This is a genomic window from Microbacterium halotolerans, assembly GCF_003569805.1.
In the GTDB taxonomy this organism is placed as follows: domain Bacteria; phylum Actinomycetota; class Actinomycetes; order Actinomycetales; family Microbacteriaceae; genus Microbacterium; species Microbacterium halotolerans.
In genome coordinates this window covers 73114-86537 of the sequence record NZ_KZ984053.1, presented here as the reverse complement: position 1 = coordinate 86537, position 13424 = coordinate 73114, and the positions used below count along the sequence as shown (strand labels likewise).

Here is a 13424-nt window from a genome sequence, read left to right as displayed (position 1 = left end):
GCGGGCCTGAAGCTGCGGACCCGCACCCGCCGCCCCGACCCCTACGTCTCCGAGACCCCCAGCACGTCGAACACCCACGCCAGCTGGTAGGCGCGTTCGCGCCACGAGTTGTACCTGCCGGAGACACCGCCGTGGCCCGCGCTCATCTCGCACTTCATCAGCACGTCGGCGCCGACCTCGCGCAGGCGCTGGACCCACTTGGCCGGCTCGACGTACAGCACGCGGGTGTCGTTCAGGCTCGTCATGGCGAGCACGCGCGGGTAGTCGACGCCATCGCGCACGTTCTCGTACGGCGAGTACGACTTCATGTACTCGTACACGTCGGCGTTGTGCAGCGGGTCGCCCCACTCGTCCCATTCGATCACCGTCAGCGGGAGCGACGGGTCGAGGATCGAGGTGAGCGCGTCGACGAACGGAACGTCGGCAAGGATGCCGGCGAAGGCATCAGGTGCCATGTTCGCCACGGCACCCATCAGCAGACCGCCGGCCGAGCCGCCCTCGGCCACGATCCGATCCGGGCTCGTATAGCCCTCGTCGCTCAGGAACCGCGCCACATCGACGAAGTCGGTGAACGTGTTGCGCTTGGCGAGCGTCTTGCCGCTCTCGTACCACTGCCTGCCCATCTCGCCGCCGCCGCGCACGTGCGCAACGGCGAACAGCACGCCTCGGTCGAGCTCGCTCAGCCTGGCGACCGAGAAGCCCGGATCGATCGAGTGCTCGTAGGAGCCGTAGCCGTACAGGTGCACCGGCCGCGCGGAGGAGCCGGGCTCGCCGAACGAGCGCTTCCACACCAGTGACACGGGGATGCGGGTGCCGTCGGCGGCCGACACCCATACACGGCGCTGATCGTACTCGGCGGCGTCGTAGCCGCCCAGCACCTCGGCGCGCTTGCGCAGCAGCAGTTCGCCCGTCGCCAGCTCGTACTCGTACAGCGAGCCCGGCGTCGTGAACGAGCCGTAGGCGACCCGGATGACCGGGGGCGCCCACTCCGGATTGCCTGTCGCACCCGCCGAGTACAGCGGATCGGGGAACACGATCTCGCTCAGCTCGCCCGTGCCGTAGTCGAGCACGCCGACGCGGGGGAGTCCGTCGGCGCGGTACTCGACTATGGCGAAGTCGCGGAAGCAGTCGACGTCGATCAGGCGTCGGCCGGGCTCATGGCCGAGCACGACCTCCGTCGCAGCCGGGGCATCGACCCGAGCGCGGACCAGCTCGAAGTCGAGGGCGCCGTCGTTGTGCAGGATGTAGAGCCAGTCCTCGCCGTCGATCACGGCGTGGTCGACGCCGTACTCGACGCCGTCGCGCCGCGGCCAGACGACGACCGGCGTCGCCTGCGGGTCCGCGGCATCGACGATGCTGACCTCGCTGGTCACACTCGATCCGGACTCCATCACCAGGAACCGGTCACTGCGCGTCACGCCTGCGCCGACCCAGAACCGCTCGTCGTCGTCTCCGTAGAGTTCGGCATCGTCCACGGCATCCGCTTCGCCCACGGCGTGCAGCCAGACCCTGTACGGGCGCCACGCATCGTCGACGGTCGAGTACACGATGTGCTCGCCGTCCGGCAGGAACTGCGCGCCGCCGAAGGTCTCCGCGATCGTGTCGGGAAGCAGCTCGCCCGTGGTGAGGTCCTTGACGCGGATGGTGTAGCGCTCGTCGCCTGTCTCGTCCACGGCCCAGAGCATCCGGGTGCCGTCGTCGGAGACGTCGAAGGAGCCGAGGGAGAAGAAGTCCTTGCCTTCGGCCTCGACGTTGGCATCGAGCAGCACCTGCTCGCCGGGGACGTCGGCGTCGGGGGAGAGGACGGGAGGCGTCCAGTCGTCGGGGGATGTCAGCGGTGCTCTGCATTGGATTCCGTACTGCTTGCCGGCGACGGTGCGTCCGTAGTACCACCATTGGCCGCGACGGCTCGGCACCGACAGGTCGGTCTCCTTCACCCTGGAGCGGATCTCGTCGAAGATCCGCTCCCGCACGGGTTCGAGGTGCGACAGCGCGGCATCGGCGTGCGCGTTCTCCGCTTCGAGGTGCGCGATCACCTCGGGGTCGTCCTTGGCGCGTAGCCACTCGTACGGGTCGTCGAAGGTGTCGCCGTGGTGTGCGCGGCTGGTCGGGCGGCGGTCGGCGGAGGGCGCGGAAGTCACCCGTCCACGCTACCCGGGCGACCGCATCCGGATGCTGTTCCACACGTGCGCCGTGGGCGAACGTAGGATCGGACCATGCAGTTCGGAACGCATCCGCCGGCCCACCGCACCCTCGTGCACATCAGCGACACGCACCTGCTGGCAGGCGGGGCGCGTCTCCACGATCGCTTCGCCGTCGAGGACAACCTGCGTCGGGCGCTCCGACGCGTCGAGCAGACGGGCATCGCGCCCGATGCACTGGTGTTCACCGGCGACCTGACCGACCTGGGCGAACCGGATGCCTATGCGCGGCTGCGGGGCATCGTCGAGCCCTTCGCCGAGCAGCTGGAAGCGCCGATCGCCTGGGTCGCCGGGAACCACGACGAGCGGCCGCAGATGCGCCGAGACCTGCTCGACGAGGAACCCAGCGAGAAGCCGATCCACCACGCATGGGACCTCGGCGGGCTGCGCCTCATCGCACTCGACTCCACGGTTCCCGGATGGCACCACGGCGATCTCGACGAGGCGCAGCTGGAGTGGCTGGCGGCACGGCTCGCCGAGCCGGCCCCGCTCGGCACGATCCTGGCGCTGCACCATCCGCCGCTCCCCAGCCACGTGCCGATGTTCGACATCCTCGAGCTGCGCGGCCAGGACCGTCTCACCGAGGTCCTTGCGGGCAGCGATGTGCGCGCCATCCTCGCAGGGCACCTGCACTACTCGATGCACGGCACCTTCGCCGGGATCCCCGTGAGCGTCGCCGCCGCCACCTGCTACACGATGGACGTCGCCAGGGAGCCGCAGCGAGTCAACGGCATGGACGCCGGTCAGGCGTTCAATCTCGTGCACGTATACGACGACACGATCACGCACACCGTCGTGCCGGTCGACGGCGCGGATCCCGCTGGTGCCTTCTCGCCGGAGTTCTACGCGCGACTTGCCGCCATGACGCCGGATGAACGGCTCGAGGCGTTCTCCCGCAAGCGGCCCCGCTGACGCCGTTTCTCCGAGTCTCCCTCACGTCCTCTGCGAACCGCAGCGAAGATGTGGGAGGCGTGAGGACTTCCGGCGTAGGGTCGAGGCGTGACCGCAGCGACGCGAACCGAATCAGACTCTCTCGGGCCCCTCGAGATCCCCGCCGACGCCTACTGGGGGGTGCACACGGCCCGAGCCCTCGAGAACTTCGACATCACGAAACGGCCGATCTCGGTGTACGCCGAGCTCGTCACGGCTCTGGCGATGGTGAAGCAGGCCGCGGCGAGGGCCAACCGCGATATCGGCGACCTCGACGCCGAGCGCGCCGATCTCATCGACCGCGCGTCGCAGCGTGTGATCGACGGCGAATTCCACGACGAGTTCTGCGTCGGCGTGGTGCAGGGCGGGGCGGGAACCTCGACCAACATGAACGCCAACGAGGTGATCACCAACATCGCCCTCGAGCTGGCGGGGCGCGAGAAGGGCGACTACGCCTACCTGCATCCGATCGACCACACCAATCGCAGTCAGTCGACCAACGACGTCTATCCGACGGCCATCAAGGTCGGACTGTCGCTCATCCACGTCTCGCTGCTCGACGAACTGGAGCTGCTGCGCGACTCGTTCCTGCGCAAGGCCGAGGAGTTCGCCGATGTGCTCAAGGTCGGCCGCACCCAGCTGCAGGACGCCGTGCCGATGACGCTCGGACAGGAGTTCCACGGCTTCGCCACAACGGTGGACGAGGACGTCAGGCGGCTGCGCGAGAACGCATCGCTGCTCACCGAGATCAGCATGGGCGCCACCGCCATCGGCACGGGCGTGACAGCGAGGCCCGGCTACGCCGATCGGGTGCGCGTGCACCTCGCGGAGATCACGGGGCTGCCGCTGCGCACCGCGAGGGATCTCGTCGAAGCGACCAGCGACATGGGCGCGTTCCTGTCGTTCTCCTCGTCGCTGAAGCGCAATGCGATCAAGCTGTCGAAGATCAGCAGCGACCTGCGTCTGCTCTCATCCGGACCGCAGGCGGGTCTCGGCGAGATCAACCTTCCCGCCATGCAGGCGGGCTCATCGATCATGCCGGGCAAGGTCAATCCGGTCATCCCAGAAGTCGTCAACCAGGTCGCGTTCTCCGTGGTCGGAGCCGATCTGACGGTGACGATGGCTGCGGAGAACGGGCAGCTGCAGCTGAACGCGTTCGAGCCGATCATCGCGCACTCGATGCTGCAGTCGATCACCTGGATGCGCCGCGCCTATCAGACGCTGCGCGTGAACTGCATCGACGGGATCACCGCGAACCGTGACCGCCTCGGCGCGATGGTGGGGTCGTCGGTCGGCGTGATCACCGCACTGACGCCGTTCATCGGATATGCAGCGGCGGCCGCGCTCGCCAAGACCGCGCTGCTGACGCACCGCAACGTCGCCGACCTCGTCGTCGACGCCGAGCTGATGACCCGCGAAGAGGTCGACAAGCAGCTCCGTCCCGAACGCCTCAGCGGCATCGAGCCCATCACGACAGCCGTCCCCATCATCTCCCCGGAGGACCTGCCATAACCCCCGCGTCTGGTCAGTCGGTGACGCGGCAGTGGGTGGTGAGCTCGCCGATGCCGTCGATGCCGACGGTGACGGTGGTTCCGTCGCCGAGGAGTACCTGGGGGGTGCGGGAGAAGCCCGAGCCGCCGGGGCTGCCCGTCGAGATGAGGGTGCCAGGCAGGAGCGTGATGCCCTGCGACAGGTGCGCGATCAGCTTCGCGACGGAGCGCACCATCTGACCGGTCGACGCATCCTGCATCGTCTCGCCGTCGACCGTGGTCCAGATGTGCAGGTCCTGAGGGTCGACGACTTCGTCGGCCGTGACGACGTCCGGGCCCGTCGGCGTGAAGCCGTCCAGTGACTTGCAGCGCGACCACTGCGCCTCGGAGTACTGGATGTTGCGCGCCGATATGTCGTTGACCACGGTGTAGCCGAAGACGTGATCGAGGGCCTCGTCCTCGGTGACGTCGCGCGCCGGCCGTCCGATGACCACGCCCAGTTCGGCTTCGTAGTCGACGGCCTCGCTCATCCGGCGCGACCACGTGGTCGTCCGATCGTGACCGGAAAGCGAGTTCGGCCAGAGAGTGAACACCGTCGGCGTATTGTCCGTCTTCAGGTTCAACTCACCGGAGTGGGCGGCGTAGTTGAGTCCGACCGCCATGATCGCCGGCGGCCGGTTCACCGCGGAGGCGTACTCCGCGCCGTCGAACGGCTGTCGGTCTCCGCCGCCTGCGGCAACGGCTTCGCGCACTCTGGCCCACTCATCCGGCCCCCGCTCGAGCAGATCCTGAAGCGTGCCCGGTGCGTTCTCGACGAGGGACGAGACGGGAACCGCCTGGTCGCCGACCTTCACCACGAAGGTCGGTTCCGGCTCGCCGTCGAGATGCAGGTGGGAGAAGCGCATTGCCCCATTCTATGGATGAGATGAGAACCACCAGCCCTCCCCAATAGAGTGTTCGATATGACGTACGGGACGCAGCCCCATCAGCCGGGCTATCAGCCGACGTACCAACCGGACTTCCATTCGTCGCTCGCCCAGCCCCACCACGGGCAGCCGGCACCGATCGCGCCGGCACGGCGGCAGCAGCATCTGCAGCTGCCGCCGGTTCCGTCGCGCGTGCACCCGCTGTGGTTCCTCGGCTGGATCGGCGTCGGGCTGCTCGCGCTGTGGGTGATCGTCTCGTTCGTGCTGCCGATGCTCTCCTTCGGCGCCGTGCCGTTCGTCGTGGCGATGACGCTCGCGCTCGTCCCGTTTGCGATCGTGATCCTCACGGTGATGTGGATCGACAACTGGGAGCCGGAGCCGAAGCGGCTCATCGTGTTCGCTCTCGCGTGGGGTGCGCTCGCCTCCATCGGCCTGACGATGCTCTTCCTGTACGTCTTCGACTGGCTCTCACTGGCGGTGCTGCAGATCGCCCCCGAGACACACGATGTGCTCGCGACCATCCTTCGGGCGCCCCTGCTCGAAGAGGCGTGCAAGATGGTCGGCGTCTTCGTGATCATCCTGATCGCGCGCAACACCATCGACGGCCCGATCGACGGGCTCGTGTACGGCGGCCTGATCGGTGCGGGCTTCGCCTTCACCGAGAACATCCAGTACTTCTTCAACTACGGCGCCAGCGAGGGCATCGGCGCGACGGTCGGCATCTTCTTCATGCGCGGCATCCTGTCGCCGTTCGCCCACGCGATGTTCACCGGCGTCTTCGGCCTGCTCGTGGGCCTCGCGCTGCGCAACAGGCGCAGCGTCGCCCTGTATGCGCTGCTCGGCTACGTCATCGGCGTCGGCATGCACGCACTGTGGAACTCGTCGAGCTACGTGAACTTCCTGGTGATGTACATCGTGCTGCAGGTGCCGCAGTTCGTGCTGTTCATCATCGCGATCGTGTACCTGCGCAAGGAGAAGGCGACGATCACGCACGAAAGGCTCAGCGATTACGCCAGGGCAGGGTGGTTCACGCCGCAGGAGGTCGACATGCTCGCGACCCCTCGCGGACGCAAAGTCGGTATGGCATGGGCTCGCGCCCTGCGCGGGAACCGCTCGGCCCTGATGAAGACGTTCGTGCGCGACGCGACCCAGCTGGCGATGGCCCGCGAGCGAGGACTCAGCGGCCGCGATCCGAAGGCGCCGGTGGTCGAACAGCAGTTGCTGACCCGCGCGCTCGCCACCCGACAGGCGCTGCTGGCCCCATAGGCACCGGATCGGGCCGCCGAGAAGCGCACTTCTTCGACAGCGCCACGCCAGAAGCGGCGCATCTCGGCGAGATGTGCGCATCTCGGGAGCGGGGGCGGACAACATTCAGCGCCCGGGCTGCGGCGATGCCTGCGAGTCCTCCGAGCGCTGAATGAACCTCTCATCAGAATGCGACGGAATCGCAAGGGTGTCAATACCTCCTCGTTGAGGGAACCCGGGCGCGGTGCGCCGCGGCGGTTTCCGGCACATGCGGTGACGTGTTTGGATGGGTGCATGAGCGCAGATCGCACCAAGCCAGAGTTCGATGCTCCGCAGGGCCCTGCGCCCAGTGAGCTGGTCATCGAAGACATCAACGTCGGCGAGGGCGCCGAGGCACAGCCCGGCGCAACCGTCACCGTGCACTATGCGGGCGTCGAATACGACACGGGTGAGGAGTTCGACGCGTCGTGGAACCGCGGCGAGACGCTGCAGTTCCCGCTGCGCGGTCTGATCCAGGGCTGGCAGGACGGCATCCCCGGTATGAAGACCGGCGGGCGCCGCAAGCTCACCGTGCCGCCGCACCTCGCGTACGGCCCGGCCGGTTCCGGTCACTTCCTCAGCGGCAAGACCCTCATCTTCATCATCGACCTGATCGACGTCGCCTGATTGCATCCCTTCGGAGTCGCCCGTTCCATCCGGATCGGGCGACTCCGTCGTTCCTGCGCGCGGCTCATCCGGAGTTCAGGAACATTTCCTCGCGACGTTGGAATACATGCGGACGCATACGTATTGTAGTGTGTGTGCGCCTCATCCGATGGCGCGACGACGGCACGACCACAGGAGCAGCACAATGACGATCGACATCCCCGGCTACAAGGCAGGAACCTACGCTCTCGACCCGGCGCACAGTGAGGTGGGCTTCGAAGTGCGCCACATGATGATCTCGAAGGTGCGCGGCGCATTCGCCGTGAAGGAAGCGACCATCGTGCTGCCGGACAACCCGCTCGAGGCGAGCGTGACGGCGAAGGTCGACGTGGCCTCGATCGACACCAAGGACGAGGGTCGCGACGGCCACCTGCGCAGCGGCGACTTCTTCGACACGGAGAACTTCCCGACCATGACCTTCGTCAGCACCGGTGTGCGCGAGGACGGCGGCGACTATCTCGTCGACGGCGAGCTGACCGTCAGGGGCACCACCAAGCCCGTGACCTTCGACCTCGAGTTCGGCGGATTCGGCACGGACCCGTGGGGCAATTACAAGGTCGGCGCGACGGCGAAGGGCAAGATCGACCGCGAAGAGTTCGGCCTGACCTGGAACGCGGCGCTCGAAAGCGGCGGTGTTCTCGTCGGCAAGGACATCAAGATCACGCTCGACCTGCAGGCGGCACTGCAGGAGTGAGGCTGAGCGGGGCGGTTGCACTCCGACCGCCCCGCCGTGCCGTCACGGCCGCGGAACTCGTCGGACACCGCGGTCTGCAGCATGATCCGGCGAAAGATCGAACCGCATCCGGATGCTCCTCGCCCGCTTCAGAAAGCCCAGTCCCTGTTTCAGCGACGCCGAGCCCGGTGCGGATGAGCCGCCGTCCGGCTTCAGCGGCGGCAGAGTCCAGAGCCCGAGGAACAGCGACAGCATGCCGCCGCGGGGCCCGCGACGATCATCGGTGCGAGCCCGCCGAGCCCGCCCAGCAGGTTGCCGACCCACAGGCGCGCGAATGCGGGGCGGTGGGTGAGGGGGCGCAGATCGATGACGTGCGAGGAGCGGTTCGGCACGATCAGATCGTACGGTAGACTTTCGTGGTTGCCGTTCAATCGGCCGCGGATAAAGAGAGCTCGCACATCAGGTGACGGGCGCCGCGCAACGAGGAGAAAGGGGATCGACTACATGGCACTGGCAGCAGACGTCAAGAAGGCGATCATCGAAGAGTACGCGACGCACCCCGGTGACACCGGATCCCCCGAGGTGCAGGTCGCGCTGATGTCGAAGCGCATCAAGGACCTCACCGAGCACCTCAAGGACCACAAGCACGACCACCACTCGCGCCGTGGTCTGTTCCTGCTCGTCGGTCAGCGCCGTCGACTGCTCACGTACCTGCACGACCTCGACATCGAGCGCTACCGCTCGCTGATCGAGCGCGTCGGATTGCGTCGATAAGCAGCGCGACCAGCGTTCAATCGCTTTCTCGAAGGCCCGTCCCCGGTGTGGGGCGGGCCTTCTTGCGCGCGGGGGACCGTCGACTCGGCAGGACATTGCACGCGAAGCGCTATTGCAATAAGGCTGAGTTATGGGGACGCCAAGAAATGATTAGTCGTAGTGGCGGCGGAGTAGCCCTACGCTCGGACGCACACTCACCGTTGAGAGGAAGCCCTGGTGTCCGAGATCATCACTGTTGCCGAGGCCGTTGGGCGCACACTTGCACGACTGGGAGTCGATCGCGCCTTCGGCGTGGTGGGCAGCGGCAACTTCCATGTCACGAACGCGCTGATCGACGAGGGAGTGGAGTTCGTCGCCGCTCGGCATGAAATGGGTGCCACCTGCATGGCCGACGCTTATACGCGAGCATCCGGAGTCCCCTCGGTGGTCAGCGTGCATCAGGGCTGCGGACTGTCGAATGCGCTTACCGGGATCGGGGAGGCTTCGAAGGCACGAACGCCGATCATCGTGGTGACCGGCGATACTCCGGCCGACCAGTCGATGTCGAACTTCTTCATCGATCAGGACGCTGCCGTGACGGCGCTCGGTGCTCGCGCGACCCGCATCCATCGTGCTGCGACGGCTGTGAAGGACGCGTACCGCGCCTTCGTCTCCGCGGCGGTCGACCGCCGCACTGTCGTGCTCTCCCTGCCGCTCGACGTCCAGGCGGCGGAGATCGAATGGGATGACGCGCTCGTGCCATCGATGCCGGACAAGGCGGCCGCGACGGCCTCGGGCGATTCGGTCGACCGCATCGCTGCCGCGCTGCGCGGGGCGGAGCGCCCCGTGATCCTCGCCGGCCGCGGCGCGTGGCACGCGGAGGAGGAACTGGGTCGGCTCGCCGAGCTCTCGGGTGCGCTGCTGACGACGTCGGCGGCTGGTCGCGGGCTGTTCCGCACCGACCCGTGGCATCTCGACGTGATGGGCGGCTTCGCCACCCACGGATCGGCTCAGCTCGTCGCCGAGGCCGACGTGCTCATCGTGTTCGGAGCCGCGCTGAACCGCTGGACGACGCTCGGCGGAAGCCTGCTGCGGGACAAGACGGTCATCCAGGTCGACGACACGCGCGAGGCGATCGGCTGGCACTACCCGGTCACGGCCGGCGTGCTGGGCGATGCGGCACTCACAGCTGATGCGGTCGGCGAGCAGCTGCGTGAGGCAGGCTGGTCAGGAGAGGGCTACAGGACGCCCGAGGTCGCGGAGCGCGTCGCGGCCAACCGGCACTGGAGGGACCAACCGTTCGACGAGGTCGTCGAAGACGGAAAGATCGACCCCCGTACGCTGACGATCGCCATCGATGACGTCGTGCCGGATGAGCGCGTCGTCGTGCCGGACGGAGGCAACTTCAACGGCTATCCCGGCGCGTTCCTCCGAGTCCCGGATCAGCGCGGATACAGCGTTCCGCTTGCGTTCCAGTCGATCGGACTCGCACTGTCGAGCGGGATCGGGGCAGCACTGGCCAACCAGGGGCGCGTGCCCGTCGTCGGCGTCGGCGACGGCGGCTTCATGATGTCGCACGTCGAGCTCGACACCGCGGTGAGGCTGCGACTGGGAATGCTCGTGATCGTCTACAACGACAGCGCCTACGGCGCCGAGGTGCAGCACTTCAAACACGAGACGGACAAGCTCGACACGGTCTCGTTCCCCGAGACCGACATCGCGGCGCTCGCTCGCGGCTACGGGTGCGATGCCATCACCGTCCGTCATGAGCGCGACCTCGCTCCCGTGGCCGAATGGCTCGCAGGAGACAGGCTCACCCCGCTGGTCATCGACGCGAAGATCGCGGCGTTCCCATCGTGGCTCCTCGAGCACTCGATGGAAGAGAACTAGACCTCGGGGCCGCTCGGCCTCGTGCACACAGGAGGAAAGACAATGACGTACCGACTCCGACGGACCACGGCGATCATCGCCGGGGCCGCAACCATTGCGCTGGCGACGACCCTCACAGCGTGCGGGCCGGACGGCGGGGCCAGCGAGCAGAACGCCGAGGGCGAGCAGACGATCACCATCGCCGCGCTGGCGACGGCGAACATGGCGCCGATCTACATCGGAATCGAGCAGGGGTTCTTCGACGAGGTCGGCATCGATCTCGAGGTGCAGACCGTCCAGTCGGGGAGCGAGATGATCACCGGCGCTGTCGGCGGCACCTTCGACATCATCTGCGGCGGATACGTGCCCGTGTACACGGCGATCAGTCAGGGGCTTCCGCTGAAGTTCATCGCGGGCAACGATGTCGGCGGAGCGACCCCGGATGTCGACTGGCAGGTCGTCGTCGCCGGCGCGGACAGCCCGGTGCAGGATGCGGACGATCTCGCGACAGCGACGATCGGCGTGAACGTGCTCAAGGGCGTCGCCGAGATCCAGGTCCGGTCCTCCCTCGAGAATCAGGGCATCGATGACGCGGACGTCGAGCTGACCGAGATCCCGTTCCCCGAGATGCCGGCCGCGCTCGAGCAGGGACACCTCGATGCGGCGCTCGTGCCGGAGCCCTTCGTCACGCAGGTGCTCGATGCGGGAGGTCGTGTGGTGGATACCCCGTACGCGAACCTGGGAGCTGATTTCCCCAACGGCGCCTATCAGGCGACCGAGCAGTTCATCGCGGAGAACTCCGAGGCCGTCGAGGGGTATGTGCAGGCGATCACGAAGTCGATCGAGTTCGCGACGGACAACCCGGATGAGGTGCGCGCGGCGATCCCGACGTTCACCCAGGTGCCGGAGGACGTCGCGGAGCGCATGCGGCTGCCCGTGTTCAACGCGGAACTCGACATGGACAGGATGATGCAGCTGCTCGACTTCACCGAGGAGTACGGCACGATCGAGGAGCGACCGAGCGCAGATGACCTCATCCACACTCCCTGACCGGGGGACTGCGCGATCGGCCATCCGGTGGTTCGTGCACGGAATCGGCTCGCTCGGCGGGGTCGTCGTCGTGCTGCTCCTCGCGGAGCTGTCGACCAGGACCGACCTGCTGCCGAGCCGATTCCTCCCACCTCCGACCGAGACGTTCGCGACACTGTTCGAGCTGCTCGGCGGCGCGACGGCGTGGATCGCGATCGCCGAGACGCTGCGGTCCTGGGCGCTCGGCCTGCTGATCGCCGTGCTCGCCGGCGTCCTGCTCGGTCTTGTCGTGGGGGCGAACGAGCTGGCCTATCGCGCGACCCGTCCGATCGTCGAGTTCCTGCGCCCCGTGCCCTCGGTCGCGCTGATCCCGCTGGTGTTCCTGCTGTTCGCGGACAACCTCTCGGGCGGCACGGTGTTCCTCGCGGCGTTCGCCTCGCTCTGGCCGATGCTCGTGCAGACGACGTACGGCATCAGGAACGTGATGCCCACTCAGGTCGATACGGCCCGTTCCTTTCAGATCCGCAGGATGGACGTCGCGCTTCGCGTCGTCCTGCCGAGTGCGATTCCGTACATCGCCACCGGCGTCCGGATCGCCTCGACTGTGGCGCTGATCCTCGTGCTCACGGGGGAGATCGTCGTGGGTGCAGGCGGCATCGGGCAGCAGATCAACGAGGCCAGGCAGGGCTCGGCGGTCGCCGCCATGTACGCGTACGTGCTGCTCGCGGGCATCCTCGGTGTGATCCTGAACGCGCTGTTCGCCGCGGTGGAGCGGCGCATGCTGCGATGGCATCCGTCGCACCGGGAGGCATCGGAATGACCAGCTCACGTCGGAATGCACTCTACGTGTCGGCCGAGATCGCGACGCCGCTGCTGGTCGTCGCGGCGATCTTCGTGTTCACCAACGCGGCCGGCAGCTTCTACTTCCCGCCCTTCCAGGACGTGCTCGTCGCTTTCCAGCAGAACTGGCTGTTCTCGCGAGTGATGAGCGATGTGGCGCCGAGTCTGGTGAGGCTGCTGATCGGGTTCGCGATCGCGATCGTCGTGGGCGTCGGCCTCGGTCTGCTGCTCGGCAAGGTCGCATGGCTGCGGCGACAGGCGGGCCCGGTCGTCGAATTCCTGCGCGCCGTTCCGCCTCCCGCACTGCTGCCCTTCACGATCATCGCCATCGGCGTCGACTCGACGGCCAAGGTCGCCCTGATCGCGTTTGTGTGCGTGTGGCCGATCCTGCTGAACACGATGGACGGCATCGCGGGAATAGAGCCGACGCTGCGCAGCACCGACCGCGTCTACCGCATCCGGGCGTGGGATCACCTCGTGCACGTCGAGCTCCGTGCGGCATCGCCGCAGATCTTCGCCGGCATCAGGACCGCGCTGCCGCTGGCGATCATCCTGATGGTGATCAGCGAGATGGTCGCGTCGACGAACGGCGTCGGCTACTTCATCGTGCAGGCGCAGCGTTCGTTCGCGCTCGCCGACATGTGGTCGGGCATTCTGCTGCTCGGAATCCTCGGCTACCTCCTCAATCTCGTCTTCACCGGGGTGGAACGGCTCGCCCTCGGATGGCACCTCAGGTCGCACGCGGCCGTCAGCTGATTGGACA

13 protein-coding genes are annotated in these 13424 nt (G+C 67.3%); 10 read left to right on the top strand and 3 right to left on the bottom strand.

The genetic code is table 11. From position 1 onward, the window contains the following. Positions 1-41: 41 nt before the first annotated feature. Positions 42-2141 (bottom strand): S9 family peptidase, encoded by a 2100-nt coding sequence (locus DZG09_RS12500; RefSeq protein WP_119698092.1) that lies wholly within the window; start codon positions 2139-2141, stop codon positions 42-44. Between the two features lie 75 nt (positions 2142-2216). Here DZG09_RS12500 and DZG09_RS12495 point away from each other — a divergent pair, with 75 nt between their 5' ends. After that, a complete protein-coding gene (locus DZG09_RS12495; protein WP_119698091.1) occupies positions 2217-3113 on the top strand; it encodes a phosphodiesterase in 897 nt (298 codons plus the stop codon). A gap of 87 nt (positions 3114-3200) precedes the next feature. Next, positions 3201-4643 (top strand): aspartate ammonia-lyase, encoded by a 1443-nt coding sequence (locus tag DZG09_RS12490; RefSeq protein ID WP_119698090.1) that lies wholly within the window; start codon positions 3201-3203, stop codon positions 4641-4643. Between the two features lie 13 nt (positions 4644-4656). Here the strand turns inward: DZG09_RS12490 and DZG09_RS12485 are convergent, their stop codons facing one another. Then, on the bottom strand, positions 4657-5526 hold the full coding sequence (locus tag DZG09_RS12485) for a fumarylacetoacetate hydrolase family protein (RefSeq protein ID WP_119698089.1): 870 nt from the start codon (positions 5524-5526) through the stop codon (positions 4657-4659). 57 nt (positions 5527-5583) lie between these two features. Between DZG09_RS12485 and DZG09_RS12480 the strand changes: the two genes are divergently transcribed. The 3 genes from DZG09_RS12480 (at position 5584) to DZG09_RS12470 (ending at position 8191) form a co-directional block, all read left to right on the top strand. Further along, on the top strand, positions 5584-6813 hold the full coding sequence (locus tag DZG09_RS12480) for a PrsW family intramembrane metalloprotease (protein WP_240424010.1): 1230 nt from the start codon (positions 5584-5586) through the stop codon (positions 6811-6813). Between the two features lie 273 nt (positions 6814-7086). Further along, on the top strand, positions 7087-7458 hold the full coding sequence (locus DZG09_RS12475; RefSeq protein ID WP_119698088.1) for an FKBP-type peptidyl-prolyl cis-trans isomerase: 372 nt from the start codon (positions 7087-7089) through the stop codon (positions 7456-7458). Positions 7459-7642: 184 nt separating this feature from the next. Continuing rightward, positions 7643-8191, top strand: a complete 549-nt coding sequence (locus DZG09_RS12470; RefSeq protein WP_119698087.1) for a YceI family protein — start codon at positions 7643-7645, stop codon at positions 8189-8191. Positions 8192-8382: 191 nt separating this feature from the next. Here DZG09_RS12470 and DZG09_RS16640 read toward each other — a convergent pair whose 3' ends face one another. Then, positions 8383-8562, bottom strand: coding sequence for a hypothetical protein (locus tag DZG09_RS16640; RefSeq protein WP_162893309.1), 180 nt, complete (start codon positions 8560-8562; stop codon positions 8383-8385). A gap of 112 nt (positions 8563-8674) precedes the next feature. Between DZG09_RS16640 and rpsO the strand changes: the two genes are divergently transcribed. From rpsO to DZG09_RS12440, 5 genes are all read left to right on the top strand, one after another. Continuing rightward, positions 8675-8944, top strand: coding sequence for a 30S ribosomal protein S15 (rpsO, locus tag DZG09_RS12460; protein WP_119698085.1), 270 nt, complete (start codon positions 8675-8677; stop codon positions 8942-8944). Between the two features lie 216 nt (positions 8945-9160). Further along, the gene (locus tag DZG09_RS12455; RefSeq protein ID WP_205529170.1) at positions 9161-10813 is read left to right on the top strand and encodes a thiamine pyrophosphate-binding protein; all 1653 of its coding nucleotides are present in this window, start codon (positions 9161-9163) and stop codon (positions 10811-10813) included. Between the two features lie 42 nt (positions 10814-10855). After that, positions 10856-11842: an ABC transporter substrate-binding protein gene (locus DZG09_RS12450; RefSeq protein ID WP_119698084.1), complete on the top strand. Its 987-nt coding sequence runs from the start codon at positions 10856-10858 to the stop codon at positions 11840-11842. Next, on the top strand, positions 11820-12641 hold the full coding sequence (locus DZG09_RS12445; protein WP_119698083.1) for an ABC transporter permease: 822 nt from the start codon (positions 11820-11822) through the stop codon (positions 12639-12641). The genes DZG09_RS12450 and DZG09_RS12445 overlap by 23 nt, the downstream gene beginning before the upstream one ends. Continuing rightward, the gene (locus tag DZG09_RS12440) at positions 12638-13417 is read left to right on the top strand and encodes an ABC transporter permease (protein WP_119698298.1); all 780 of its coding nucleotides are present in this window, start codon (positions 12638-12640) and stop codon (positions 13415-13417) included. Before DZG09_RS12445 ends, DZG09_RS12440 begins: the two co-directional genes overlap by 4 nt. The last annotated feature ends 7 nt before the right edge of the window (positions 13418-13424 follow it).

Excerpts from the sequence above, each read along its gene's own strand:
- DZG09_RS12495 (WP_119698091.1), top strand. The coding sequence starts at position 2,217 with ATGCAGTTCGGAACGCATCCGCCGGCCCACCGCACCCTCGTGCACATC.
- DZG09_RS12485 (WP_119698089.1), bottom strand. The coding sequence starts at position 5,526 with ATGCGCTTCTCCCACCTGCATCTCGACGGCGAGCCGGAACCGACCTTC.
- DZG09_RS12480 (WP_240424010.1), top strand. The coding sequence starts at position 5,584 with ATGACGTACGGGACGCAGCCCCATCAGCCGGGCTATCAGCCGACGTAC.
- DZG09_RS12475 (WP_119698088.1), top strand. The coding sequence starts at position 7,087 with ATGAGCGCAGATCGCACCAAGCCAGAGTTCGATGCTCCGCAGGGCCCT.
- DZG09_RS12470 (WP_119698087.1), top strand. The coding sequence starts at position 7,643 with ATGACGATCGACATCCCCGGCTACAAGGCAGGAACCTACGCTCTCGAC.
- rpsO (WP_119698085.1), top strand. The coding sequence starts at position 8,675 with ATGGCACTGGCAGCAGACGTCAAGAAGGCGATCATCGAAGAGTACGCG.
- DZG09_RS12450 (WP_119698084.1), top strand. The coding sequence starts at position 10,856 with ATGACGTACCGACTCCGACGGACCACGGCGATCATCGCCGGGGCCGCA.
- DZG09_RS12445 (WP_119698083.1), top strand. The coding sequence starts at position 11,820 with ATGACCTCATCCACACTCCCTGACCGGGGGACTGCGCGATCGGCCATC.
- DZG09_RS12440 (WP_119698298.1), top strand. The coding sequence starts at position 12,638 with ATGACCAGCTCACGTCGGAATGCACTCTACGTGTCGGCCGAGATCGCG.